This is a genomic window from Roseisolibacter agri (assembly GCF_030159095.1).
Lineage (GTDB): Bacteria > Gemmatimonadota > Gemmatimonadetes > Gemmatimonadales > Gemmatimonadaceae > Roseisolibacter > Roseisolibacter agri.
The window spans coordinates 1-26,366 of the sequence record NZ_BRXS01000004.1 but is presented as its reverse complement, the minus strand read 5'-3'; the positions used below and the strand labels follow the sequence as shown (position 1 = coordinate 26,366).

The following is a 26,366-nucleotide window of genomic DNA, read 5'->3' as shown; positions in this document are numbered from 1 at the left end:
GACGTCCCCAGCGCCCGCGGTATTCCCGGATCGCTGGACCGGGCCCTGGCCGGCGCCCACATTTCACGAGCGCTGCGCCGACAGCGCGCCCCCGCTCCCTGCCCCTTCGCGCCCCACCCGGCGCACCCGCCGAGCCGTCGCACGACACGAGGATCCCGATGAAGGTCACCTTCAAGGTGAACGGAACGCCGCGCACGGTGGACGTGCCGGCCGACATGCCCCTGCTCTGGGTGCTCCGCGACGAGCTCGATCTGAAGGGGACGAAGTTCGGCTGCGGCGCGGCGCAGTGCGGCGCGTGCACGGTCCACCTGGGCGGCACGGCGACGCGCTCGTGCATCCTTCCCGTCTCGGCCGTGCAGGGCATGAGCGTGACGACGATCGAGGGGCTGTCGCCGGACGGCACGCACGCGCTGCAGCGCGCGTGGGAGGAGCTGGACGTGCCGCAGTGCGGCTACTGCCAGGCGGGCCAGCTGATGTCCGCCGCGGGCCTGCTCGCGCGCAACGCGAAGCCGACCGACGCCGACATCGACGCGGCGATGAGCGGGAACCTCTGCCGCTGCGCCACCTACCTGCGCATCCGCCAGGCGATCCACCGCGCCGCGGAGCTGAAGCAGGAGGACACCTCCGCCGGACGCACGCGTGCCGCCGGCACGCGCGAGGACTGAGGAGCGACGCCATGACTCACACCACGACGGGCGTCAGCCGCCGCGACTTCCTGCGCGTCACCGCGATCGCCGGCGGCGGGATGCTGCTCGCGACGTACCTCGATCCGCTCGGCGGCGTGGCCGAAGCGGTGGCCGCGACGCCCGGCACCGCCGGCGCGACGGGCGCTGCGGCGGCGGACTTCGTGCCGAACGCCTTCATCCGCATCACGCCCGACGGCGCGATCACGATCATCGCCAAGAACCCCGAGGTCGGCCAGGGCATCAAGACGATGCTCCCGATGCTGATCGCCGAGGAGCTGGACGTCGACTGGCAGACGGTGCGCGTGGAGCAGGCGGGGCTCGACACGACGAAGTTCACCAACCAGTTCGCCGGCGGCAGCACTGCCACGCCGACCCACTGGCTGCCGATGCGCCGCGTGGGCGCGGCCGCGCGCGCGATGCTGGTGACGGCGGCCGCGCAGACGTGGGGCGTGCCCGAGTCCGAGTGTGAGACCAGCGCCGGCGTCGTGCACCACCGCGCGAGCGGGCGGCAGCTCGCGTACGGCGCGCTGGTCGAGAAGGCAGCGACGGTGACCGCGCCCGCGCTGGAGACGGTGCGCCTGAAGGACGCGAAGGACTTCAGGATCGTCGGCACGCGCGTGCGCGGCGTCGACAACCGCGCCATCGTCACCGGCAAGCCGCTCTACGGCATCGACGTCACGGTGCCGGGGATGAAGTACGCCGTGTTCGAGAAGTGCGGCGTGTTCGGCGGGAAGGTCGCGAGCGCGAACCTCGACGTCGTGAAGCGGCAGCCCGGCGTGCGCGACGCGTTCGTCGTCTCGCAGGGGAGCAGCATCGGCACGGGCATCGACGGCTGGTCGCTGGAGGGCGTGGCGATCGTCGCCGACAGCTGGTGGGCGGCCAACAAGGCGCGCAAGGCGCTGAAGGTCTCCTGGACCGAGGGACCGGCCGCGACGCAGAGCAGCGCCGGCTTCGCGCGGCAGGCGGCGGAGCTCGCGAAGGGCGCGCCGCAGCGCACGCTGCGCAAGGACGGCGACGTCGCCGCGGCGCTCGCCAGCGCGGCGAGGACGGTGAAGGCGGACTACTTCTACCCCTTCATCGCGCACGCGCCCCTGGAGCCGCAGAACTGCACCGCGCACTTCCGCGACGGCAAGCTCGAGGTGTGGGCACCGTCGCAGGCGCCGCAGCAGGGGCGCGGCCTCGTCGCGAAGGCGCTCGGCATCGCCGAGACGGACGTCACGATCCACCTCACGCGCGGCGGCGGCGGCTTCGGGCGCCGGCTGCACAACGACTACATGGTCGAGGCGGCGTGGATCGCGAAGCAGGCCGGCGTGCCGGTGAAGCTGCTGTGGACGCGCGAGGACGACATCCGCCACGACTTCCTGCGTCCCGCGGGCTTCCACCACCTCACGGGCGGCGTCGACGCCGACGGGAAGCTGACGGCGTGGCGGGACCACTTCGTGTCGTTCGGCGAGGGCGAGCGCTTCAACGCCAGCGCAGGCCGCTCGGGCAGCGAGTTCCCGGCGCGCTTCGTCGCCAACTACACCGTCGACTCGTCGGTGATGCCGCTCGGCGTCACGACCGGCCCGCTGCGCGCGCCGGGCAGCAACGGCATCGCGTTCGCGACGCAGTGCTTCCTCGACGAGCTCGCACACGCGGCCGGCAAGGACCCGCTCCAGTTCCGACTCGACCTGCTCGCCGCGACGCCGGTGGACCAGGGACCGCCGGCGCCCGCCAACGGGCCACGTCCGGTCGTCTTCGACGCGGAGCGCATGCGCGGCGTGCTGGAGCTGGTAGCCGAGAAGTCGGGCTGGGGGAAGACGAAGCTGCCGAAGGGCACCGGCATGGGCGTCGCCTTCTACTTCAGCCACCGCGGCTACTTCGCCGAGGTGGTTCGCGCGCGCGTGTCGCGCGCCGGCCAGGTGACGGTCGAGAAGGTGTGGGCCGCCGGCGACGTGGGCAGCGAGATCATCAACCTCAGCGGCGCCGAGACGCAGGTGCAGGGCGCGGTGCTCGACGGGCTCGCGCAGGCGCTGCAGCAGGAGATCACGATCGCGAAGGGCCGCGTGGTGCAGAGCAACTTCCACGACTTCCAGCTGCTGCGCATGCGGCAGGCGCCGCCGGTCGAGGTGTTCTGGAAGAAGACGGACTTCCCGCCGACGGGACTCGGTGAGCCCGCGCTGCCGCCGGCTGTGCCGGCGCTCGTGAACGCGGTGTTCGCGGCGACGGGCAAGCGGGTGCGCTCGCTCCCGCTCTCGAAGGCCGACCTGCGCTGGACGTGAGGCAGGCGTGAGCACGCTGCTGCAGATCGTCGACGCGCTGTCGCGCGCGGCGGCCGCTGGCGAGTCGGTGGTGCTGGCGACGGTCGTACGCGTCGTCGGCTCCAGCTACGGCGGCGTCGGTGCGCGCATGCTCGTGCGCGTCGACGGCACGACGGTCGGCCTGGTGAGCGGCGGCTGCCTCGAATCGGACCTGGCGCTGCATGCACGGCGCGTGCACGCCAGCGGGCGCGCGGAGCTGGTCGCGTACGACACGCGCGCCGACGACGATGCGGTGTGGGGCCTGGGGCTCGGCTGCAACGGGCTCATCGAGATCCTGCTGCAGCCGCTGGTGCCCGCGGCAGCGCAGGCGACGGCCACGCTGCTGCGCCGGGCCCTGCACGCGGACGAACCGCGGATTCTGGCGACCGTCGTGCGCACGGACGACTCGGCGGAGGCGCCTCCCGTCGGCTGGCAGACGCTGCTCGGCGACGACGCCACGCTGCCCGGGCTCGAGGCGCATGCGGACGCCGCGCGCGACGCGGGGCGACGCGGGCTGGTCGCCACCGTCGGCGCGTGCGACGTCGCGTTCGAGCTCGTGCGACCGGTGACGCGGCTGGTCGTGTGCGGCAGCGGCCCCGACGCGGTGCCGGTGGTGCGGCTCGCGACGCAGCTCGGCTGGGACGTGACGGTGGTCGATCACCGACCGGTCGCGCACGCGCACCCCGAGCGCTTCTCCGGTGCCGCACTCGTCGAGTGCGCGGACGCGTCGCGGCTCGGCGCGTCGGTCGCGTTGACGGCGCGCACGGCGGTGGTCGTGATGTCGCACCACTTCGGGCGCGACACGGCGTACGTGGGCGCGCTTCTCTCGACCGACGTCGCCTACGTCGGCGTGCTGGGCCCGCGCTCGCGCTCCGATCGCATGCTCGCCGAGCTGGCGACGCGCGGCCGCGTGCCCGACACGATGGGTGCGCGTCTGTACGGACCCATCGGCCTCGACCTCGGCGGCGATGGCCCGGAGGCGATCGCGCTCGCGATCGTGAGCGAGGTGGCCGCGGTCACCGCGGGCCGCACGGGAGGCTCGCTGCGCGACCGCACGGCGCCGCTGCACGCGTCGGCCGCGCCGGCCCGGTCGGCGCCGCACGGCGCGTGAGCGACCGGCCACCGGTGCGCGTCGGCGCCGTCGTGCTCGCGGCCGGCGCGTCGACGCGGCTCGGCACACCGAAGCAGCTGTTGCTGCACGAGGGCGAGCCGCTGGTGCGACGTGCGGCGCGCGCGGTGCTGGAGGCCGGCGCGACTCCGGTCGTCGTCGTGCTGGGCGCGGAATCGGAGCGCGTGCGCACCGCGCTCGACGGCCTCGCGGGCATCGAGCTCCTGGTCAACGAGCGTTGGTCGGATGGTCTCGCGACGTCGCTGACGTCCGGCGTGCGCACGCTGCTCGCGATAGCGCTGGTGGACGCGGTGCTCCTGACGCTCGCCGACCAGCCGCTCGTCGGTGCGCCCGAGCTGGCCGCGCTCGTCGCGCGACTCACCGACTCGCGGGGCATCGTCGCGGCCGAGTATGCCGGGATCGTCGGCGTGCCCGCGGTCGTGGCGCGCGAGCACGTGGACGCGCTGCTCGGACTGTCGGGCGACCGCGGCGCCGGCGCGTGGCTGCGGAGCCTGGGCGACCACGTCGTGCGCGTGCCGATGCCCGCGGCCGCGATGGACGTGGACACGCCGTCCGACGCCGCGCGGCTTGCAGCGGGCGCGAGCGATTCGACCATCGCAGATCCGTCTTGACCGGGCGCGCGTTCGCGCCGTACCGTCTGGTCGCGCGCCGCACGCGCGACGTCCCGTCCTCCGCCCGCGAGGGACCCGTGCTCCGCCCCACACGATCGCCCTCACGATCGCTCGTCCGCGGCCACGCCGCGACGCTCGCCCTCGCGCTGGCGCTGGCGGCGCCGATGGCGACGCTGGCCTGCCGCGCCGCACCGGGCGCCGAGCCGACCGCGACCGCGACCGCGCCGCCGCGCATCGACTTCGCGGCGCAGGTGGCAGCCCTGTCCGAGCCCGGCGGCTACTTCGACTCGGACAACCTCATCTCCAACGAGCGCTCGTACCTGCACGTCATCGGCGCGCTGCGCCGCCTGGGCGTGCGCGGCGGCGCGTACATCGGGGTCGGCCCGGACCAGAACTTCTCGTACATCGCGCACGTGCGGCCGAGCATCGCCTTCATGTTCGACGTGCGCCGCGACAACCTGATCGAGCACCTGCTGTTCAAGGCGCTGTTCGCCGCGTCGCGCAACCGGCTGGAGTACCTCGCGCTGCTCACCGGGCGGCCCGTGCCGGCCGACGTGGACGCGTGGCGCGAGCGGTCGCTCGAGTCCATCGTCGCCTACCTCGACTCCACGCAGGCCACGCCGGCGAGCGAGGCCGCCGCGCGCGAGATCGCACGTCGTGGCGCGGAGCGGACGCGCGTGCCGCTCAGCGAGTCGGACGTCGCGACGTTCGCGCGCTTCCACGGCGAGTTCATCGCCAACGGGCTGGAGCTGCGCTACACGAGCCGCGGCCGACCGTCGCGTGCGTTCTATCCGACGCTGCGCGACCTGATGCTGGAGCGCGACCTGGAGGGCGAGCGCTCCAGCTACCTCGCGCGCGACGAGGACTTCCAGTTCGTGAAGGCGCTGCAGGCGCGCGACCTGGTGATTCCCGTGACGGGCAACCTGGGTGGCGAGCAGGCGCTGGCGGCCGTCGGGCGGCTCGTCGCGTCGCGCGGTGAGCGCGTGTCGGTGCTCTACACGTCGAACGCGGAGGACTACCTGATGCGCGACGGCGCGTTCGCGCGCTTCGCGCAGACCGTCGCGAAGCTGCCGCGCGATCCGAAGAGCGTCATCATCCGCAGCTACTTCGGGGGCTTCCGCGGCGCGCATCCCTTCGCGGTGCCGGGCTATCCGAGCACGCAGCTGCTGCAGACGATCGACGCGTTCGCGGCCGCGCAGATCGAGGGCGCGATGCCGACGTACTCGGAGCTGGTGACCCGCGACGCGATCGATCCGCGGCCGCACTGAGCGCGGCCGCGGATCGCCGTCGATCTAGCGGCGCGCCCGCGCGAGCGACCGGAAGTACTCGTCGACGAGCGCACGGAAGCCGGCCGGCACGTCGTTGCCGCCACCCTGGCGTGGGGCGTCGCCCGTCTCGCCGGCGAGGCGCCGCCGCAACGCGAACTCGAGCGCCTTGAGCCCGTCCGCGACGTCGGCCTGCAGCCGCTCCAGCGCCTCGGGATTGCCGTACGCCTTCGCCGCCTCGAGCGCGCGCATCCGCTCGATCAGCGCGTCCAGCTCACGCGTGCCCATCCCCTGCTGCGCGAGCGAGCGTCGCAGCTCCTCGGCGTCGGCGCGCCGCTCGCGGGCCTCGCGGCTGAACTGCCGCACGTCTTCCGCGGTCAGGCCGCCGGCCATGCCGGTCGGCGCGCCGCCGAAGCCGTTGCCGCCGCCGCCCTGCAGCGAGCCGCCGCGCTGCGCGTTGGCGTTCTGTCCGCCCTCGCCGCCCTGACCGTTGCCCTGTCCCTGGCCGCCCCGCCCCTGCCCCTGCCCCTGCTGACCGGGGCTCTGTCCCTGCCCCTGCTGCCCCCGCTGACCCTGGCCCGGCTGCCCCTGCTGCCCCTGCTGCCCCTGCTGCCCCTGCCCGTTCCGTGACGGCGCGGACGCGTTGCCGCGCGGGTCGGTGCCCTCGCCCGGGCGCCACTGCGCCTCGCGCCGCTGCCGCAGCCGCTCGCCCAGCGACGACATCCCCTGCGCCAGCTGGCGGGCCTGCTCCAGCGTCTGCGACGGACGTGCACTGGCGCCGTCACGCGCGGCGCTCGCCGCCGCGGCCACGCGCTGCCGCACGTCGTCCAGGTTGGCGCCGATCTGCTCCTCGAAGCTGCGCACGTAGTCCGGGGCGCCCGACCGCACGAGGTTCTTCGAGAAGCGCAGCTTGTCGAGCACGCGCGTGTCGCGGATCGCGTTCGCGCCCTCCTGCAGCCGCCGCGACGCGTCCGGCGCGGTCGAGCGCGCGTCGCGCGCCGCGCGATCGAGGTCGCGCTCCAGCGCGCTCACCGCCGCCGCGAGCGAGTCCTTCTGCGCGCCGAGTGCGGCCTCCGCGGGCGTGCCGCGCCCCTCGCCCCGCGCGACGCGCTCGGCCTCCGCGCCGATGCGCCGCTGCGCCTCCGCGAGCGCGTCCGCTCGACGCTGCAGCGACCGCGCGTCCTCACCCGTGCGTCCCGCACGAGCCTCGGAGAGCGCGCGACGCGCCGCCTCCAGCCGCTCGCGCGCATTCGCCGCGCTCTCGGCCGCCTGCTCGCTGCCCGACGCGCCCGCACGCCGCATCGCGTCCGCCGCCTCCTGCAGCTGCCGCGCGCTGCGCTGCAGCTCGGGCGACGGGTTCTCGCGCGCCAGGCGCTCCAGCGTGCGCGCCATCTGCTCGGCCTCCTGCGCGAGCTGGCGCTGCGCGTCACCGGTGCCAGACGCGTTCTGCTGCTGGCCCTGCTGCTGGCCGCCCTGCTGTCCACTCTGCGACGACGAGGACGACGACCCGCCGCCACCGCCGCCCTGCTGCTGCGACGACTGCGGCAGCCGCCGCTGCAGCGCCTCGGCCTCGCGACGCAGCCGCTCCGACTCGCGCTGCTGGCGCGCGGCCAGCTCGCGGAGCCGCTCCAGCGTGCGATCGACCTCCGCGCTCGCGGCCTGCCGCTGCGCGTCCGAGCGCTGGATGCTCTCGTACTGGTTCCGCAGCCGGTCGGTCTGCAGCCCGAACAGGTCCGCGAGCTCCTCGGGGCTGCGCTCGCCGCCGCCGCCGCCACCTCCGCCCTGCTGATCGAGGCTCACCTGCACCTCGCGCAGCGCGGCCTCGGCGCGCTGCAGCTGCTGCAGCGCGCGCTGCTCGGGCGACAGCGCCTCACCGGGCACACGCCGGCCGAGTCGCTCCTCGGCCTCGCGCATCGCGGCCGCGGCCAGCGGCAGCGCCGCGGCGATCTCCTGCACCGCCGAATCCGGGATCGCGCCGCCGCGCTGCCTCACGCGCTCGGCCAGCGCCTCCGTCTGCTCGCGCAGCCGGCCCTGCGCCAGTGCGAGCGTCGCCAGGTCCTCGCGCCGCTGCCGTGCGCCAGCCGCCGTCGCCGCCGCCGTGTCGCGCGTCAGCTTGAACGTGGCCGCCACGATCTCCCGCTGGCGGTCCGACAGTGCGCTCGGCGACTCGCCGCGCTCCTCGCCGCCCTGGCCGCCGCCGCCCTGCTCCGCCTGGCGGTACGTGCGGTCGAACGGACGGATGCGCAGGAAGTAGATGTCCGTCGCCGCCGTGTGCGCGCCGCTCACCGCGTCGTTGTCGCGCGCGCGAGCGAAGTACGAGACCACGTCACCCGGCTTGAGCGGCAGCTCCTCCAGGAAGAACGTGTGGCCCGCGGTCACCGCCGGCGTCCGCCGCGCGCCGCCGTCGTGCATCACGACCGTCTGCTCGGGCCCACCGTTCACCGAGTACACGAGCTCCACGCGCGACACGCCGTAGTCATCCTCGGCCTCGATCGAGGTGAAGACCTCCTCCAGCCGCGTCGCCTGCATGTCGCGCCCGGGCTCCGCGACGGTGATGGTCGGCGCGCGGTCGGGCAGCACGTCGATGACGTAGTCCAGCGATCCCGGGACGACGTTGCCCTGGGTGTCCGTCAGCTCGACGCGGTAGAAGCCCTGCTTGTCGATGCGGAACGCGCCCACCAGCGCGCCCGTGCTGTCGACGGTCAGCGGCACCGGCGCGCCACCCTCGATCACCAGCCGGCCGCCGCGCACGGGCAGCGTCGGCGTGGCGTGCACGCGCACCAGCGTCCCGCGCGGCGCCGCGACGTCGCCGCCGTCCTCGACGTCGACCGGCGCGAGCCCGGTGTACGCGGGATAGCGCAGCCTGACGGCGAGCGTGCGCACCGTCGGCCGGTCCACCACGCGGATGTCGTGCACGGCCGAGCGGATGCCGTCGGCCTCGATGACGTACTGGGCGGCCGAGTCGAGATCGAACAGGCGCGCGGCGAAGATGCCCGCGCGCGCGCCCGCCGTCATCGGCACGGGCGACCACGTCGTCGCGCCGCCGCGGCGCACCAGCAGCGCCGCGCCCTCGGCCGTGAAGCCGCGCAGCGTCGCCTCGATCGCGAGGTCGGCGCCGCGCGCGACCGTGATGTCGCCGGGCTTCACCGCGATCGCGAGCACCGGCGCCGCCTCCGCGGCCGCGCCGCCCCACGGCCAGAACACCAGCCGCGCGCCCGAGCGCACGAAGGTCGGCCCGAGCGCGACGAGCCCGATCGCGACGGCCAGCGCCGCGAACGCGCCCGCGGCACCACGTCGCAGGCGCGGCCGCTCGACGCGCGCACCGTACTCCACCGCGCGCGCGCGCGCCGCGGCCTGCGCCGCGAGTGCGTTCGCCATCGAGGGCGAACCGCCGTCCGCGAGCGCGCGGCGCGCCTCCAGGGCGCTCAGCAGCGACGCGTCCAGCGACGGCTCGTGCTCCTCCACGTAGAGCGCCACGCGCTCGTCGGTGACGCGGCGGGCCAGCGGGAGCACCAGCCAGCGCGCCGCCGCGCCCACGAGCGCCAGCCAGACGACGACGCGCGTGGTCAGCACCGCCGCCTCGGTGAAGCGCAGCCGATCCATGGCCCACGCGCCCACGAGCAGCGCTACGAGCGTCGCGACGACGACGATGGCGATGCCCTGCAGGAGCAGCCGCAGGCGCCAGCGGCGCCGGACCTGGCGCAGCATGCCGAGCAGCTCGTCGTGCGCCGGCCGTGCGGGCGCGCGCGTGGTCGTCATGGGGTCCTCCCCGATTCGGTCAGCGCGCGATGGGCGCGCGCCGGTTGGACAGCAGCGTCTCGCCGGCGAGCAGCAGCAGCGCGCCCGCGAGGAACCACCACCAGAAGCCCTGCCGCGCCTCGCGTTCGGCGCGCGTCTCGATCGGCGGCGCGATGGCGGCCTGCGCGCCGGTCCGTGCGCTGTCGACCACCGCGGCCGCCATCGCCGCCGGCTCGATGCGCGCGACGTCCGATTCGGCCGCGTCCGCGTTCGCCGCCAGCGGAATCCCGGAGCCGGGCGCCGCGCTGGTCGCGCGCAGCTGGTGCACGCCCGCCTCGTCCAGTGCGAGCACGCTCGCCGCGCCCGCACCGCCGAGCCGCACGCGACGCCCGGACGGCGCCTGCGCGACCCACTCGCTGCCCGTCAGCCCGGGCAGCCGCGCGGGATCGACGCTCTGCCCCACGACGTACGACGCCGGCGACGGCGCATAGCGCGCCGTATGCGCCGCCAGCTGGTGCACGAACGGCACGAACACCGGCTGCAGCGCGACGTCGGTCCACCAGTCGTCCAGCGTCGACGTCCACACCACCACGCGCCCCTGCCCCTCGGCGCGCTCGGCCAGCGCCGGCGCGCCGTCGTCGAAGCGCGCCAGCACCTGCGCATCCGACGCCAGGCGCAGCCCGCGGCGACGCAGCACGCGCGGCGCGGTGAGGTCGCCGCTGTGCGTGTCGGCGAACGGCGCGAACACCGGATGCCCGCGCTCCGTCGACGCGAGTCGCGCGCCCCCCGCCTCCGTGCGGTCCACCACGGGCCCGGGCGCGCCCGGCAGCAGCGCACCGAGCGCGGGCTCCCACGCCTCGGGCGCGCTCGTCTCGCCGAGGGCGACGAGCAGCCCCGCGCCGTTGCGCACGTGCTCCGCGAGCGCGCGGCCCACCGCGCCCCGCAGCGGCGCGTCGTGCAGCACCACCAGCCCGTGTCCCGCCAGGTCGCCCGCGCGCAGCGCGTCGCGGTTCACCACGTCCACGCGGAACGGCGACGACGCGCCGACGCCGAGCGCGCGCCGGAGGTAGAGGCCCGCGTCCTCGCGGCGCGACGGGCCGTCGACGAGCAGCACGCGCAGCGCCTGCTCGCGCGCGGCGACGAAGTGGTGGCGGTCGTTGGCCGGGTGCGCGTCGCTCGGCACGCTCACCGCCGCCGTGCTCCACCCGGCGGGCAGCGGGATCGAGTCGAAGGTGACGATGGCGGGCTGGCCGGGCGTGACGTTCGCGCGCACGCTGCGCGTCGCGCGCCCGCCGATCGCCAGCGACACCGGCACCGTGCGCGCCGCGCCGCCGTTCGTGACCAGCCGCGCCGCGACGTGCAGCACCGTCGCGCCGTTCGCGCCTTCCTCGCGGCGCAGGTCCACGCCCACCACGCCGACGTCCGGCGCCGCGTCGCCGCCGACGTCCACCCACGTCAGCGACGCGCCGGCCGGGAGCCGCGCCTCGGGTGCGTCGCGCCAGCCCGCGCGCTGGAAGTCGCTGATGACCTGCGCCTCGCGCCGCGGCAGCGCCGAGTTGGCCAGCAGGCGCGACGCCAGCGCCAGCGCGGGTGCGTAGCGCGTCGAGCCCGCACCAGCACGCGCGGTGTCCACCGCGGTCCGCGCCGCGACCATGTTGCCCGCCGGTGCCGCGACCGTCGGCGCGCCGTCGAAGTACACGACGGTGACGCGGTCGCGCGGGCCGATCGCGTCCAGCGCGCGGCGCGCCGCCGCCTGCGCGCGCGACCACCGGTCGGGCGACGCCATGCTGGCCGAGCGATCGAGGAGCAGCACCAGCTCGCGGCCGCCGACGGGCGCCGCCACCGCCGCACGCGCACGGTCGAGCAGCGGCCGCGCGAACGCGAACGCCAGCAGCGCCAGCGCCAGCGCGCGCAGGAGCAGCAGGGGCAGGTCGCGCAGCCGGTGGCGCGCCGTCGACGGCTGTGGCACGCGACGCACGAACATCAGCGACGGGAACGGCACCGGCGTCGCGCGGTCGCGCCGCGTCAGGTGGATCAGCAGCGGCACCGCGAGCAGCGCCAGCCCGCCCAGGAACCACGGAGTCAGGAAGCCCATCGCGCTACCGCCGGTGCTCCAGCCGCTGCCGCGCGGCCAGGTAGCGGAAGAGCGCCGCCTCCAGCGGCTCGCCCGTGTCGAACAGCCCGTAGAGCACGCCGCGCTTGTTCGTCACCTCGGCCAGCGCGGCGAGATGCGCGTCGAGCAGCGCGCGGTACTGGGCGCGCGCGGTCTTGGGCACCACGGGCAGCGCGTCGCCCGTCTCCAGGTCGCGGAAGCCCGTCGCGTCGTCCAGCGGCAGGTCGCGCTCCGCCGGATCGAGCACGTGCAGCAGGAGCAGCTCGTTGCCGCGGTTGCGCAGCTGCAGCACCGCGTCCACCGCTGCCTCGGGCTCTACGTACAGGTCCGAGATCACCACCACGATGCCGCGCCGCCGGAAGTGCTCCGCCGACGCGCGCAGCGGCGCCGTCAGCTCGCCCGCGCCGCCGGGCTGCGCGCGGTCGAGCGCGTGCAGCGCCATCGGCAGGTGCTTGCCGCTCGCCGGCACGAAGTCGCGCACGGCGGAGTCGAAGGTGATCAGCCCCACGCGGTCGCGCTGCTGGCGCGCGAGCCAGAGCAGCGACGCGGCCAGCATCTTCGCGTAGCGCAGCTTCGTCGGCCGGCCGCCGCGCGCGAAGTCCATCGACTTCGAGACGTCGAGCAGCACGGTGACGCTGGCGTTCGTGTCGGCCTCGAACTCCTTCACGTGCAGGCGGTCGCTGCGCGCGTACAGCCGCCAGTCCACGCGCCGCGGGTCGTCGCCGGGCAGGTACGCGCGGTGCTCCGCGAAGTCGGTGCTCGCGCCCAGCGCCGGCGCGCGGTGCAGCCCACCCAGGAATCCGTCCACCACCGTGCGCGCGACGAGGTCCAGGCTCCCGATGCGCGCGAGCACCGCGGGATCCAGGAGCGTGGCGGCGCCTCCGGCGCGCGCGGGAGTGGCGGAGGTGGCCATCGTCACATCCGCGCCGACGGCACCGGCACCGCCTGCAGCAGCCGGTCCACCAGCTGGTCGACGGTCACGCGCTCGGACTGCGCGTGGAAGTTGAGGATCACGCGGTGCCGCAGCGCGGGTCGCACGAGCGCGCGCACGTCCTCGAACCCGACGTGGTAGCGGCCGTGCATCAGCGCGCGCGCCTTGCAGGCGAGGATCAGCTGCTGCGGCGCGCGCACGCTCGCCCCGAACGCGACGAAGCGCTTCACCTCGTCGGGCGCGTTGGGCGACGACGGGCGGCTCGCGCGTGCGAGTGCCACCGCATAGCGCGCGACGGCATCCGACACGGGCACGCGGCGCACCAGCGCGTGGAACGCCACCAGCTCCTCAGCCGTCACCACCGGCCGCAGCCGGTGCGTCGGCGCCGCCGTCGTCTGGCGCACGACCGCCACCTCGTCGTCCTCCGAGAGGTAGTCCACGACGATCTCGAACATGAAGCGGTCGAGCTGCGCCTCGGGGAGGGGATACGTGCCCTCCAGCTCGATCGGGTTCTGCGTCGCGAAGACGAAGAACGGCGGGTCGAGCGGATAGCTCTTCCCCTGCACCGTCACGCGATGCTCCTGCATGACCTCCAGCAGCGCCGCCTGCGTCTTGGGCGGCGTGCGGTTGATCTCGTCGGCGAGCACCACGTTGGCGAAGATCGGCCCCGGCACGAAGCTCATCGCGCGCTGCCCGCTCACCGCGTCCACCTGCAGGATCTCGGTGCCGGTGATGTCGCTCGGCATCAGGTCGGGCGTGAACTGGATGCGCGAGAAGCTCAGGTCGAGCACGCGCGCCAGCGTCGACACGAGCAGCGTCTTCGCCAGCCCGGGCACGCCCACGATCAGGCAGTTCCCGCCCGAGAAGAGCGCCACCAGCGCCTGCTCGATCACGGCATCCTGCCCCACGATGCGGTGCCGCAGCTCGGCGACGATGGCGTCGCGCCCCGCGCGCAGCCGCTCGGCCAGCGCCACGTCGTCCTGCGATTCGAGCGTCGAGCGCTCGGCCGACAGCGTCGTCACCAGAGAGTCCGTCGTTGAGGTGAAGGGCGCGCGCCCTAGTGCGTCATCCCGTACACGAGGTAGTTCATGCCCAGCTTGTACGACGTGCTGGTGACGTCCACCGGGATCATCCCCGTGTCCGAGTACTCCCAGCTCTCGCCGATGTCGTTGTTGAAGTTCACGATCGCGAGCAGCCGCTTGTCGGGATCGTTGTCCTCGAAGATCCCCCAGAACTCCGGCGCGCCGCGCCCGCCGCCCGAGCCGAAGCCGTGGTCCGGCTGGTCCACGTGGAAGAACGCGTCGAAGATCGGGTGCGACCGGTCCACCTTCACCAGGCGGCCCTGCGGCAGCACGCGCTGCATCTGCGCCTCGAAGTTCTGCCAGTGGCGCCCGAAGAAGTCGTCGAAGATGATGAAGCCGCCCTTCTGCAGGTACGCGCGCAGCCCCGCCGCCTCGGCCTCGGTCGGGTTCCAGAAGCCGGGCTCGCACAGGTACGCGATCGGGTACCTGAACAGCTCCGGGTCGTCGAGCGTGAAGACGTTGCCGCCCTCCATGTACGGACGGATCGTGCTCAGCTCGACGATGATCTTCGCGAAGTTGTGCTCGGCCGTCGGGTAGTCGTGGCTCCACTTCGGATCGCCGCGCCCGAAGAAGTCGGAGCCGCCGCCGCGCGGCGCGAAGCGGATGCGCGCGAAGGTGTAGCGTCCGTCGTACGGCGTGTTCTTCAGCGGCTCGGTGAGGTACTCCTGGCGCTGCTTCGCCGCGACCTCGCGGGCCGTGACCATGCCGCCGGCCACCGCGGCGACCGTCAGCGCCGTCGCCAGCGCGATACCGCGCCTCCCGATCATCGCGCACCTCCGTCCACCAGGGTGAGCAGCAGCTCCTGCGCGGGCGCGAACGTCGGCGCCGACTCCAGCGCGCGCAGCACCTCGTGCTTCGCGGCGGCGCGGTCGCCGGCCGCCACCAGCGCGCGCGCCAGCTGGAAGCGTGCATCCGCCAGGTCCACCGGCGCCAGCGCGACGACCGCGCGGCGTTCGCGCACGACCTTCCGCGTGTCGCCGAGCCGCTCGGCGTGCGCCGCCAGGCGCGCGTGCACCTGCGGGTCGTACGGCCAGATCCAGATCGCCTGCTCCAGCGCGGCCGCCGCGCCCGCGGTGTCGCCCAGCTGCTCGCGCAGCTGCGCCAGCGCGAGCTGCGCCTGCAGGTGGCCACCGTTGCGCGCCGTCAGCTCACGCAGCTCGGCGGCGGCGCGCGCGCGGTCGCCGCGCGCCTGGTACAGCTGCGCGAGCCGCCAGTACGGGCTCTCGCCCTCCGCGTACTCGGGGAAGAGCGCCTTCGCGCCCGTGAACGCGGCGATCGCCACGTCGGTCCGCCCCGCGCGCGCCGCCGAGTCACCCGCGACCATCAGGCGGCCGTACTGGCCACCCGTGCCGCCGGCCACCGCCTCCATCGCCCGACCGAAGCGCTCGCGCACGTAGGCATCGAAGCGGCGGTCGAGCGTCGGCAGGTCGAGGCGCAACGCGCGCGCGATCGCGGCCTCGGTGCCGAGCCCCTGCTTGTACGCGGCCAGCAGCGCGGGCACCGCAGCCGCGCCGAAGTCGCGCTCGATCATCTCGCACACCAGCGACGCGGCGTAGTACGAGAGGATCACCTGCTGCGGGAACGCGGGACGCACGAAGCCGTCGTTCAGCCGGCTCGGCGGTGGCACGCGCCCCTCGCGCCACGCGGAGAGGAACGCGGGCGACGGCCCATCGCCCCAGCCCGGTCGCGCGCGCCGCTCCTCCAGCACCGACAGCCCCTCGGACAGCCAGCGTGGCACCCGGTTGTCCGTGACGCCGAGCGTGAACGTGTGCGCCAGCTCGTGCCACGCCGTCGCGCCCCAGTGGAAGTCACCCGCGCTGCGCGCCGACGGTGCGTCCATCGCCAGCACGGGACCGAAGCTGACGCCGAGCGCGCCGAGCCCCGCGAGGCCGACCGTGCGCACCGAGAAGTCGGCGTGGGACCGGTACAGCTCCATGCGGATGGGCGGCGGACGGTAGCCGTAGCGCCGCGACAGCTTGTCGTAGCCGTCCTCCAGCAGCTCGCCCAGGTACAGCGTGAGGAGCGCCGACTCGGTGCTGTCGGCCAGCAGCGTGAAGCGCGCCGTGCGCGTGGTGCGGTAGCCGCGCGTCGCGTCCAGCAGGTCGAGCGTGTTCTTCGTCCAGACGTCGTACGGGTCGCCCGCGAACGCGCGCTCCAGGCTCGCGCGCGCGGAGTCGGCGTGCCCCAGTCGCAGCTGGTTGATGCCACGCACCGCGTGGCTGCGCCACGAGGTCGAGTCCAGTGCGACGCCCTCGGCGCCCAACCGCGCCGCGGTCGCGTACTGGCGGTGCTTGGCCGCGAGGTCCGCGAGCGTCGCGTAGAGCGCGGCGTGGCGCGGCGCGCGCGCCAGCACGCGCCGCCGCGCCGACTCGAAGCCCGGGGCGTCGCCCTGCAGGCGCCGCACGGCGGCGAGCATCGTCAGCGCGTCGGGCGCCGTCGAGTCCACCGCCAGTGCACTGCGCACCGCCGCATCGGCGCGCGTGTAGTCCTCGGCCTCCAGGTGCGTGCCCGCGAGCAGCAGGTGCGCCTCGGGCAGCCGCGGGTTGGTCTTCAGCGCGGAATCGGCCAGCGCGGCGCCCCCCGGGGCACCGTCGAACTGCCGGATGCGCGCCATTCCCAGCAGCGCGCGCGGATCGCGCGGGTTCGCGCGCAGCACGCTCTCGAACGACGTTCGCGCGTCGGGCGCATTGAACTTCTCCAGGAAGAGCGCGCCAGCGCGCAGCCGCGGCTCGGGATCGCCCCCGTCGGCGGCCTCCCCGGCGGCGAACGCACGCAGCGCCTGGCGCACGCGCGCCGGCTCGGTGCGCGACAGCCGGTGCTGCGCCTCGCCGATCGCCACCCACTGCGACGCGCTCGGCCGCCCGCTCTCGCCCGCAGACGCCACGCGCAGCCAGTGCGTGCGCGCGGCCGCGCGGTCGCCGGCCTCGTCCAGCAGCGCCGCGAGCGCGACGCGCACCTCCAGCGAGTCGGACGCCCGCTGCGCCAGCGCGCGCTCGTAGGCCGCGCGCGCGTCGCGCACCGCGCCGCGATGCGCCAGCACGTCGCCCAGGGTTCCCTGCAACGCGTCGCCGGTGCCAGGATCCGCGGCATAGCGGCGCGCCGCCGCCTCGGCCTCCGCGTCACGCCCTACCTCGAGCAGCGCGCGCACGTGCAGTCGCCGCGCGGTGGGCGCGGCGTCGCGGCTCGCGACGCCCGACAGCGTGTTGATCGCCTCGTCGTACCGGCCCGCGCGCAGCGCGGCGGTGCCGCGGGCGAGCGCGTCGCCCTGCGCGTTCAGCGCCACCGGTGCGGCCAGCACGCCCAGCGCCAGCACCGCGCCTTCCACCGTCCACCGCACACGCTTTCTCATGGCCGTGCTCCCGCACCGCTGCGCGCGGCGCGCGAGGCGCGCGCCAGCTCCACCAGCGCCGCCTCCATCTGCGTCCAGTACGCCGCGGAGTCGAGCGACGCACGACGGGCGCGCAGCGCCGTCACCCGCTGCTCCAGCGCGCGCTCGCGGTCGGACAGCACGCCGCCACCTCCTGCGCCCGCGACGCCGAGCACCAGCGCCGCCGCGAGCTTTCCGTCGCGGGCGGTCACGGTCGGGTCCGCGCTCCCGACGCCGTCGCCGTCGTCGTCCAGCTGCGCGTGCTCGGTGAGCAGCCGGTTCTCCGTCTCGTAGGCGCGCGCGACCTCGCGCTTCGCGAACGCGAACGCCTCCAGGAGCGAGACGCCGCCGTCCTTGTCCACGTCCGCCCCCGGCGTCGCGAGCGCCGTCGCGAAGTGGTGGGCGAAGCGCGTCGCGTTGCGCTCGGTGGGCGACTTGGTCGCGGTCACGATCGCGCGTCCGGGACCGGCCAGCGCCTTCACGAAGTCGCCGCTCGCGCTCGACGCGTTCACGAACGCCACCCGCTGTCGCGCCAGCGGCTCCAGCATGCGCGCGAAGTCCGACGCCGTGAGATCGGGGCCCGGCAGGTTGAAGCGCGACACCTCGCCCTGCGCGCTGCCGTGGCCGATGAGGACGATCCACACCTGGTCGCCCGGCGTCGCGCGCGCCGCCACGCGGCCGAGCGTGCGCGCGACCTCCTCGCGCGTCGAGCGCGCGGTGACGCGTCCCGGCGCGCGCGCCGGATCCTCCGCGAGGTACGCGACGTCCTCGGCCGCCACGCCGAAGCGCGTGCGCGCCGCGTCTACCACCGCCAGCGCCGCCTCCTGGAACGACGCGGCGTACGCCGGCTCGCCCGCGGCACCCGCGATCACGACGACGTGCGTGCGCGGCGCGCGCTGCGCCGACGCCAGCGCCGCCGCACTCGCGAGCCCCGCGGCCGCGAGGGCCGCACGCCGGGCGAACGCCCACGCGCTCATGCGAGCCCCCGGTGTCGACGGTACGCCCACTCGCCTGCGAGGAGCCCGCCCAGCAGCAGGAACGTCAGCGGCATGTCCCACAGCTCCTTCCGCTCCGCCACCGTGACGCCGGCGCGCGCGTAGCGCAGATCCTCGGCGAGCGTGCCCGCCGTCTCGGGCGTGTAGTAGCGTCCGCGGGTCTCGGCCGCGATGCGCCGCAGCAGGTCGGCGCGCAGGCCGGCCCCGAAATACTCCTCGCGCGATGGCGCCGACTCGACGTAGGAGATGCGCGATGCGCGTTCCACGCTGCCCGCGCGATGCAGCACGCGCAGCTGGTGCACGCCCGTCTCGCGCGGCGTGAAGGCCGCGCGGTACTCGCCGTCGCGCGACACGCCCCACTCCAGCGGCAGCTCGCTGCGCGCGCCCGACGGCGCCACGACCTCCGCCACCACCGTCGCGCCGTTCACCGGCACGAAGAGCGAGTCGCGCACCGTCGCGTGCAGCACCGTCTCCTCGCCCGGCGCCGGCCGCTCGATCGACGACGCGAGCTCCAGCGCATCCGGCACGTCGGCCGTCAGCCAGCGCAGCATCTGCCGCCACAGCAGCTCGTGCGTCTGATCCTCGACGGGAATGCTGGCATGCATCTGCCAGAGCCACGAGTCCTGCACCGCCAGCGCCGCCGTGCGCCCGCGGCCGAAGCGCTGCGTCGCCAGCACCACGCGGCGCTCGCCGTCGCGCGTCGTTCCGGTCAGCAGCACCGACGCGCCGGGTCGCACGCTACGCACCGTGTTGACGGCCGTCAGCGGCGGCAGCGTGCCCCAGCGCGCCACCGACGCCTTCTCGTCGGCGGCCAGCTGCAGCGGCGCGTGCGCGAGCCCCGCGGGCGTCGGGCGCACCGTCACCTCGACCGCGGGCACCGGCGCGTCGTCCGACGCTGGCGTACGCGCGCCGAGCACCACCGGCATCGCCTCCTCCAGCGGCGTCCCCGCGTAGCCGCCCTCGGCGAACGCGCGGCGCCCGCCCAGGAAGAGCAGCCCGCCGCCGCGCACGTTCACGAAGTCCACCAGCATGCGCTGCTGCTCCGCGGTGAACGCGCTCGCCTCGACGCTGCCCAGGATGACGCCGCGGTACGCGAACAGCGCCTCGCGCGTCGTCGGGAAGCCGCCGATCAGGTCCAGGCTGTCCGTGACGCCGAGTCGCAGGTACTTCCCTTCGGCGGTGCGCTGGAGGACGGTGACGCGCAGGCGCTCGTCGTCCGCGACGGCGCGGCGCACGAACTTCGCCTCGAAGCGTGGCTCGCCCTCGAAGTAGAGGATGCGCTCCGGCGCGTCGCGCACGTCCACCAGCAGCGTGCGCTCGTTGTTCTCGGCCAGCGTCTCGTCGCGCTGCCGGGGCACGCGCACCGTAAGACGCCGCGCGCCCGCATCGGCCATCGGCACGTTGAGCTGGACGGGCAGCGCGTCGCCCGACGCGGGCAGCGTCACCTCGCGCCGCGCGATCAGGTGCCCGCCCTCGGCCTCCACGGTCACCGGGACGGTGGTGCCGGCCAGGCCGCGGTGCTCGAGCACGACGTTCAGCGTCAGCGCGGAGCCCTGCAGCACGGAGCGCGGCGCCTCCACGCGCGCCACCTCGACGTCGCGCGTCGCGGCTGGTGCGCCGACGCCGATCGTGAACACCGGCGCGCCGCGCGCACGGAGCGAGAGCACCGCGTCGCCGAGCGCGGTGGGGGCGCCGTCCGCACCGTCGGTGAGCACGACGACGCCGGCGAGCGGCACGCCGTCCAGGTCCTCGCGCAGCCGGTCGAGCGCCGCGCCGAGCCGCGTGCGGTCGCCGGCGAAGGTCATGGCGCCGAGGCTGTCGACGCGCGCGGCCTGCTCCGCGAAGCGGTAGACGCGGACGCCGAACTGGGCCTCGAGGGCGCGGCGCAGCGGCGCGTCGGGCGCGAACAGCCGCGCGGCGGCGTCGGCGCGCGCGCGGCCGTCCCAGTCGCGCACGCGCATGCTCCGCGAGTCGTCGACGAGGATCGCGACCGTGTTGCGGCGCGGCACCGCGGCCGCCAGCACGAGCACGGGCCGCAGGAGGCAGGCGACCAGCACCGCGAGCGCCGCGACGCGCAGCCCCGTGAGCAGCGCCCGGTCGCGCCGCGTCGCCCCGCCGCGCGCGCGTGCGTAGGTCCACGCGACGAGCGCGGCCAGCAGCACGCCCCCGATCGTCAGCGCGATCGCGACGCGGTGCGGCGCGTCGAACGCGAGCCGCCCCTGCGCGAAGAGCGCCGGCCGGTACTTGAGCAGCAGCTCGAGCACGGAGTCGATGGCGGCGAGCATGGAGGTCTCGCGGACGGGGACGCGAACGAACGCTCTTCGACCTGCACGGCGACCAGCACTGCACCAGCTCTTCGACCAACGCGCGGACGCGTCCCGGCGTTGGGACCGGGCACCACGTTCGCGCCCTACCCCATCCTCGCAGGCGGGTTCGCGCATGGGGCGGCGCGCAACGTTCGGAAACCGTCAACCTCGGGCCGCGGCGCGTGCAGCGCCATGCCGCGGTCGGGCCTCTTGCTCCGTTCCGGGGCCCGGGTTACCCTACGACGTGCCCGTCCCCACGGGTGCGGACGGATGGTCGGCGCCAGCCGGCGATCCCTCGACGCCACCACGGGCGCTCCGGCGCCCGTTCGCGTTTGCGTCGTGATTGCGCGTGTAGCTCAGTTGGATAGAGCGTCGCCCTCCGGAGGCGAAGGTCGCAGGTTCGAATCCTGCCACGCGCGTCCAGATCATCCAGAGTCATCCCGAGCCGGCGCCGCGATCCCGCGGCGCCGGCTCGTGCATCGGGGCGCATCGCCGCGGCCGGACGCGTGGTCCGTCACTTGCGGACCTCAACCGTATGGCGCGAGCGACCTCCTGGCGGGACCTGCGGATCGGCGTCGTCGCGCTGCTCGCGCTCGCGGCGGGCGTCTTCGGCGTGCTGCGCTACGCGCGCGTGGGCGCGCTCCACGGCGCCACCGTCCGCGTCCATGCCGCCACCCCGCACGGCCGCGGCATCCTGCCAGGCAGCGAGGTCTGGCTCGACGGCCGCAAGGTGGGGCTCGTCCGCGAGGTCGGGTTCCGGCCGCCGAGCGCGGACACCACCGCGCGCGTGCTGCTCGGGCTCGAGGTGCTGGAGGAGGTCCTCCCGCTCATCGGACGCGACGCCGCCATCGAGGTGCGCGCCGGCGGGAGCCTGATCGGCTCTCCGGTGGTGGCGATCGCCAGCGACGTGGCCGGCGGTCCCCGGCTGCGCGAGGGCGACACGCTCGTCGCGCACCGGTCGCCGGAGCTCGACCAGGCGCGCGCGGACATGGCCGCCGCGACCGCCGAGGTCCCGCAGATCGTCGACAACCTCCGCGTCCTCGCGGCGCAGCTCAAGTCGGCCCGCAGCACCCTCGGCGCGTTCGGCATCGAGGGACCCGAGCAGATCGGCGCCACCGGGGCCGCGGCCGCGTCCTTCGTCAGCCGCGTCACCACCGGTGACGGCAGCGTCGGGCGGCTGATGCGCCGCGGCGAGCCGATGGGCAACGTGCGCCACGCCATGGCGCTCGCGGACTCGGTGCGCCAGCTCCTCGATGGACCCTCCACCTCGATCGGCCGCCTCCGCCGCGACTCGACCCTGCTCCGCACCGTCGACGCGCTGACCCGCGACCTGGCGCGCGTGCAGGCGGCGCTCATCGAGCCGCGGGGAACGGCCGGCCGGCTGCAGCACGATTCCGCCCTCGTGCGTCAGGTGGGGCAGACTCGTGCCGAGATGGAAGCACTGGCCAGTGATCTGCGACGCAACCCGCTCCGCTACATCTCCTTCTGATCCCTCGCCGTCACGCGGCGCGCCCCGCCTCGTTCGGCCGTCCGTTCCTCGCTTGCCCCCTTTTCGGGACGTCCGTTAGTTTCGCGCAACACGTCGGGCGATGCGCCGGCGGTCCCTCGCGACCGCGCTGGCGCCGCTCCGCGGGCGGGTCCTCCCCACTGCCCCGCCCCGATGGGTGCGCGACGCGTCGTGGCGCCTCCAGCATGTCCCGCCTCCGCCCACCCGTCGTTCACTCCCCGCCTCGCCCGCCGTGCCCGGAGACGTAGTTCCAGGGGCCGACGCCCCGCTCGTCGACATCGTCGAGCTCAAGCGCAAGTCGCTCCCCGAGCTGCACGCGCTCGCCGAGGAGCTGTCCATCTCGAACTACACGGGCCTGCGGAAGCAGGAGCTGATCTTCCGCATCGAGCAGTCGCTGCTCGACGCGGACGTGCTCCTGCGCGGCGACGGCGTGCTCGAGGTGCTGCCGGAGGGCTACGGCTTCCTGCGCAGCCAGGACTGGAACTACCTCTACGGCCCGGACGACATCTACGTCTCGCCGTCGCAGATCAAGCGCTTCGACCTGCGCACGGGCGACACGGTCGTCGGCCAGGTGCGCCCCCCGAAGGAGTGGGAGAAGTACCTCGCGCTCCTCAAGGTCGAGCGCATCAACGGCGACGAGCCCGAGAAGGCGAAGCAGCGCGTCGCGTTCGACAACCTCAAGCCGCGCTATCCCGACGAGCGGATCCGGCTGGAGACGGCGAGCGGCGACGTCAGCACGCGCCTCTGCGACATCATCGCCCCCCTCGGCAAGGGACAGCGCGGGCTGATCGTGGCGCCGCCGCGCGCCGGCAAGACCGTCCTGATGCAGAAGCTGGCCAACGCGATCGCGGAGAACCATCCCGAGGTCGTGCTGATCATGCTGCTCATCGACGAGCGGCCGGAGGAGGTCACCGACATGCAGTCGAGCGTGCCGAAGGCCGAGGTGATCTCGTCGACGTTCGACGAGGCGGCCGACCGGCACGTGCAGGTCGCCGACATGGTGCTCGAGAAGGCCAAGCGCCTGGTCGAGCACGGGCGCGACGTGGTCATCCTGCTCGACTCCATCACGCGGCTCGCGCGCGCGCACAACACGGTCGTGCCCAGCTCGGGGAAGGTGCTCTCGGGCGGCGTCGACGCGAAGGCGATGGAGAAGCCCAAGCGCTTCTTCGGCTCGGCGCGCAAGATCGACGGCGGCGGCTCGCTCACGATCGTCGCCACCGCGCTCGTCGAGACGGGCTCGCGCATGGACGAGGTGATCTTCGAGGAGTTCAAGGGCACCGGCAACATGGAGCTCATCCTCGACCGCAAGATCGCCGACCGGCGCATCTTCCCCGCGCTCGACATCAATCGCTCGGGGACGCGCCGCGAGGAGCTGCTGTTCGACAAGGACGAGGGCAACCGCGTGATCCTGCTGCGCAGCTTCCTCGCGCCGATGCCGGGCGACGAGGCGATGCTCTTCCTGCTGCAGCGCATGGGGCGCACGAAGAACAACCGCGAGTTCTTCACCTCGATGGCGCAGGGGTGAGCGGCAGCACGCAGACGCCGCCCGGCCGCGCGCGCCTGCTGGCCGTGGACTGGGGCGACCGGCGCATCGGGCTCGCGCTGAGCGACGAGCTGGGGATGATCGCGTCGCCCGCCGGCGTCGTGGAGCGCCGCGCCGGCAAGCGTCCCCCCATCGCGGAGCTCGTGCGCCGCGCGGAGGCGCTCGGCGCACGCGGCTTCGTCGTCGGGCTGCCGCTCGACGCGGCCGGCGAGGACACGCCGCGCGCGCTCGAGGCGCGGCACGTGGCGGAGGAGCTGGGGAAGCGCACCGGGCTGCCCGTGCGCCTGGTGGACGAGCGCTTCACGACCGCCGCGGCGCTGCGCGCGATCCACGAGATGGGCGGCTCGACCCGCGGCCGGAAGGGCGACGTCGACGCACTGGCGGCGACGGTCCTGCTGCAGCACGCCCTGACCCTGCCCGACGATGCGTAACCGCCTCCTCGCGGCGACGGCGCTGGCGACGCTCGCGGCGTGCGGTGGCACGCCGGACGGACCTCCCGTCCGCGTGGTCATCCCGCGCGGCGCCGCGTTCGGGGCCGCGGCCGACTCGCTCGCCAGCAAGGGCGTCATCGGCTCCGCGACCGGGCTGCGGCTGTGGGCGAAGTGGAAGGGGCGTGACCGCGCGATCAAGCCGGGCACGTACGAGTTCCGCCCGGGGCAGTCGTACGCCTCGCTCGTCGACGCGCTGGAGAGCGGCAAGGGCGTCGTGCGCGTGATGACCGTCGTCGAGGGCTGGGAGCTGCGGCAGATCGTCCCGCAGCTCGCACGCGTGCTCGAGGTGCCGCTCGACTCGGTGCAGGCGGCGGTGCGCGACACCGCGCTGCTGCACCGGCTCGACGTGCCGACGGAGACGCTCGAGGGCTACCTCTTTCCGGCCACGTACTCGTTCGGCGCGGGGACGAGCGCGCGCGACGCGGTACATCAGATGGTCGCGCGCTTCGAAAAGGCGTGGAGGCCCGAGTGGGATGCGCGCCTGCAGGAGATGGCGCTCGACCGGCACGCCGTCGTGACGCTGGCGTCGATCGTCGAGCGCGAGGCGCGCAAGCCCGAGGAGCGGCCGGTGATCGCGGCGGTCTACTACAACCGGCTGCGAAAGGGGATGCGGCTGGAGGCCGATCCGACGGTCGAATACGCGCTGCGCCGCCGCGGGATGCGGATGTTCTACCGCGACCTCGAGGTCGAGTCGCCGTACAACACGTACCGCGTGAAGGGGCTGCCGCCGGGTCCGATCGGCTCGCCGGGCGCGCCGAGCATCGCGGCCGCCGCCTCACCGGCGGCGGTGCCGTACCTATTCTTCGTGGCGCATCCCGACGGCCACCACGAGTTCCGCACGACGTTCGCCGAGCACTCGCAGGCGGTGCGCGAGGCGCGTCGGCTGCGCGATCAGGCCGCGCGCCAGGACTCGCTCGCGCGGCCGATGCCTAGCGCGCCGGCTGCCCCCGCGCCGCGCCGCGGCCGCGCCAGCGGAAGCTGACGCTCGGCACGCCGGACTCGCGCTTCCGCTCGCGCCGCTCGGCGCTCGCCGCTCGCGGTGCTTGCGGCCGGTCGGCCTCGCGCTGCGCCGCCTTGAGGCGCTTCACCACCTGCGCGTACACCCGGGGTGAGAGGAAGAGATCGGCCAGCTCGGGGTCGAACTGCCGGCCACGCCCCTCCGCGATCACCTGCGCGCCGCGCGCGGGGTCGGCGCCGGCGCGGTAGCGGCGCGAGTGCGTCACGGCGTCGAAGGTGTCGGCGATGGCGACGATGCGCGCGACGCGGGGGATCTGCTCACCGCGTAGCCCGTTGGGATACCCGCCGCCGTCCCACCGCTCGTGGTGCGCGATCACGCCGTCCGGCAGCTCCGGATAGAACGCGCAGAGCGGGGCGAGCACCTCGGCGCCGCGTCCGGGGTGCGTGGCGATGGCGTCGCGCTCCTCCGGTGTGAGCTTGTCGTCGTCGTGGACGATGTCGAAGAGCGCCTCGTGGATCTTCCCCACGTCGTGGAAGAGCGCCACGCGCTCGACCTCGCGCTGTGCACGCTCGTCGAGCCCGGCCGCCCGCGCGAGCAGCAACGCGTAGTCGGCGACGCGCCGCACGTGGGCACCCGTCTCGTGATCGTTGGCGTCGATGGCGTTGAGCAGCGTCTCGAGCGTGGCGGCGGCGAGGCGCTCGGCGGTGCGGCGTCGCGCGCGGGCGAAGCCCCAGACCGCGGCGGTGCCGACGGCGGCGAGCGCCGGAGCCAGCACGGAGGGAATGCGTGAGGTATCGGTTCTCATCACGCGGCTGCGCTCGGGCAAGAAGCGTACGGCGCCCGTGGCCGCGCGCAGGAAGCCCTGCTGCGGCCGAGGCGACGTGGGTGGAACGCACGAAAGCCCCGCTCGTGCTGAGCGGGGCTTTCGTAAGGGGGTGCCGGCGACGGCCTACTCTCCCGCGCTCTCTCGAGCGGAGTACCATCGGCGCTGTCAGGCTTAACGACCGTGTTCGGGATGGGAACGGGTGTGGCCCTGACGCTCTAGTCGCCAGCGAATTTCAGTTGTCTCCAGCCGTCGTGCGCGCGAGGCGCACGACCGCCGGGCATTCTCTCGTGGACGCACCCGGAGGTGCGACACGACAGAGTGAACAGACGAGGGTTTGGGATCGATCGGGCGCCAGTGCGCCGCGATCGGTGTGATTCTGCGTGTTGTGCGAAGATGAGGTACTTCCCCGCAGTATGGGGGAGTAGTCAAGCCGCACGGGCGATTAGGAGCGCTACGCTTGGAAGCCATTGCTGGCCGTCCACGGGCGCCCTATCGACGGAGTGGTCTCCTCCGGCCCTTCAGGGGGCTCAAGGCCCCGG

At 74.7% G+C, this 26,366-nt stretch carries 18 protein-coding genes, 1 tRNA gene and 2 rRNA genes; 10 read left to right on the top strand and 11 right to left on the bottom strand.

Features of this window, described 5'->3' with window-relative positions; all coding sequences use genetic code 11:
* Positions 1-158 precede the first annotated feature (158 nt).
* From rosag_RS12320 to rosag_RS12300, 5 genes are all read left to right on the top strand, one after another.
* A complete protein-coding gene (locus tag rosag_RS12320) occupies positions 159-665 on the top strand; it encodes a (2Fe-2S)-binding protein (RefSeq protein ID WP_284350448.1) in 507 nt (168 codons plus the stop codon).
* Between the two features lie 11 nt (positions 666-676).
* Positions 677-2,947 (top strand): xanthine dehydrogenase family protein molybdopterin-binding subunit, encoded by a 2,271-nt coding sequence (locus tag rosag_RS12315; protein WP_284350446.1) that lies wholly within the window; start codon positions 677-679, stop codon positions 2,945-2,947.
* A gap of 7 nt (positions 2,948-2,954) precedes the next feature.
* Positions 2,955-4,076, top strand: coding sequence for an XdhC family protein (locus rosag_RS12310; RefSeq protein ID WP_284350445.1), 1,122 nt, complete (start codon positions 2,955-2,957; stop codon positions 4,074-4,076).
* Positions 4,073-4,705 carry a nucleotidyltransferase family protein gene (locus rosag_RS12305; RefSeq protein ID WP_284350444.1) on the top strand — a complete coding sequence of 211 codons (633 nt, stop codon included), beginning with the start codon at positions 4,073-4,075 and terminating at the stop codon, positions 4,703-4,705. Before rosag_RS12310 ends, rosag_RS12305 begins: the two co-directional genes overlap by 4 nt.
* Positions 4,706-4,782: 77 nt before the next feature.
* The gene (locus tag rosag_RS12300; protein ID WP_284350443.1) at positions 4,783-5,973 is read left to right on the top strand and encodes an LIC_10091 family protein; all 1,191 of its coding nucleotides are present in this window, start codon (positions 4,783-4,785) and stop codon (positions 5,971-5,973) included.
* 24 nt (positions 5,974-5,997) lie between these two features.
* Here rosag_RS12300 and rosag_RS12295 read toward each other — a convergent pair whose 3' ends face one another.
* Genes rosag_RS12295 through rosag_RS12260 form a run of 8 tightly spaced genes read right to left on the bottom strand, consistent with a single transcriptional unit; the run spans position 5,998 to position 20,481 of the window.
* Positions 5,998-9,729: a DUF4175 family protein gene (locus rosag_RS12295; protein ID WP_284350442.1), complete on the bottom strand. Its 3,732-nt coding sequence runs from the start codon at positions 9,727-9,729 to the stop codon at positions 5,998-6,000.
* Positions 9,730-9,748: 19 nt separating this feature from the next.
* Entirely contained in the window at positions 9,749-11,803 is a 2,055-nt protein-coding gene (locus rosag_RS12290; protein WP_284350440.1) for a BatA domain-containing protein, read from the bottom strand.
* A gap of 4 nt (positions 11,804-11,807) precedes the next feature.
* Entirely contained in the window at positions 11,808-12,734 is a 927-nt protein-coding gene (locus rosag_RS12285; protein WP_284350439.1) for a DUF58 domain-containing protein, read from the bottom strand.
* A 2-nt stretch (positions 12,735-12,736) separates the two neighbouring features.
* Entirely contained in the window at positions 12,737-13,765 is a 1,029-nt protein-coding gene (locus rosag_RS12280) for an AAA family ATPase (RefSeq protein ID WP_345784841.1), read from the bottom strand.
* Between the two features lie 44 nt (positions 13,766-13,809).
* Positions 13,810-14,601, bottom strand: coding sequence for a DUF4159 domain-containing protein (locus tag rosag_RS12275; RefSeq protein ID WP_284350437.1), 792 nt, complete (start codon positions 14,599-14,601; stop codon positions 13,810-13,812).
* Complete coding sequence (locus rosag_RS12270; protein ID WP_284350436.1) at positions 14,598-17,183, bottom strand: tetratricopeptide repeat protein; 2,586 nt, start codon at positions 17,181-17,183, stop codon at positions 14,598-14,600. The genes rosag_RS12275 and rosag_RS12270 overlap by 4 nt, the downstream gene beginning before the upstream one ends.
* Positions 17,180-18,178, bottom strand: coding sequence for a hypothetical protein (locus rosag_RS12265; protein ID WP_284350435.1), 999 nt, complete (start codon positions 18,176-18,178; stop codon positions 17,180-17,182). The genes rosag_RS12270 and rosag_RS12265 overlap by 4 nt, the downstream gene beginning before the upstream one ends.
* Positions 18,175-20,481 carry a hypothetical protein gene (locus rosag_RS12260; RefSeq protein ID WP_284350434.1) on the bottom strand — a complete coding sequence of 769 codons (2,307 nt, stop codon included), beginning with the start codon at positions 20,479-20,481 and terminating at the stop codon, positions 18,175-18,177. Before rosag_RS12260 ends, rosag_RS12265 begins: the two co-directional genes overlap by 4 nt.
* Before the next feature lie 366 nt (positions 20,482-20,847).
* Between rosag_RS12260 and rosag_RS12255 the strand changes: the two genes are divergently transcribed.
* The 5 genes from rosag_RS12255 (at position 20,848) to mltG (ending at position 25,025) form a co-directional block, all read left to right on the top strand.
* A tRNA-Arg gene (locus rosag_RS12255) sits at positions 20,848-20,921 on the top strand.
* A 116-nt stretch (positions 20,922-21,037) separates the two neighbouring features.
* Positions 21,038-21,991 (top strand): MlaD family protein, encoded by a 954-nt coding sequence (locus rosag_RS12250; protein WP_284350433.1) that lies wholly within the window; start codon positions 21,038-21,040, stop codon positions 21,989-21,991.
* 250 nt (positions 21,992-22,241) lie between these two features.
* Positions 22,242-23,534 carry a transcription termination factor Rho gene (gene rho / locus rosag_RS12245; RefSeq protein WP_284350432.1) on the top strand — a complete coding sequence of 431 codons (1,293 nt, stop codon included), beginning with the start codon at positions 22,242-22,244 and terminating at the stop codon, positions 23,532-23,534.
* Complete coding sequence (ruvX, locus tag rosag_RS12240; RefSeq protein ID WP_284350431.1) at positions 23,531-23,983, top strand: Holliday junction resolvase RuvX; 453 nt, start codon at positions 23,531-23,533, stop codon at positions 23,981-23,983. The genes rho and ruvX overlap by 4 nt, the downstream gene beginning before the upstream one ends.
* Complete coding sequence (mltG, locus tag rosag_RS12235) at positions 23,976-25,025, top strand: endolytic transglycosylase MltG (RefSeq protein WP_284350430.1); 1,050 nt, start codon at positions 23,976-23,978, stop codon at positions 25,023-25,025. Before ruvX ends, mltG begins: the two co-directional genes overlap by 8 nt.
* Here mltG and rosag_RS12230 read toward each other — a convergent pair.
* The 3 genes from rosag_RS12230 to rosag_RS12220 form a co-directional block, all read right to left on the bottom strand.
* Positions 24,973-25,776: an HD-GYP domain-containing protein gene (locus rosag_RS12230; RefSeq protein ID WP_284350429.1), complete on the bottom strand. Its 804-nt coding sequence runs from the start codon at positions 25,774-25,776 to the stop codon at positions 24,973-24,975. The genes mltG and rosag_RS12230 overlap by 53 nt on opposite strands.
* Positions 25,777-25,937: 161 nt before the next feature.
* Positions 25,938-26,054 (bottom strand): 5S ribosomal RNA (gene rrf, locus rosag_RS12225).
* 194 nt (positions 26,055-26,248) lie between these two features.
* Positions 26,249-26,366: ribosomal RNA gene (locus tag rosag_RS12220) — 23S ribosomal RNA — on the bottom strand; the annotation flags it as partial.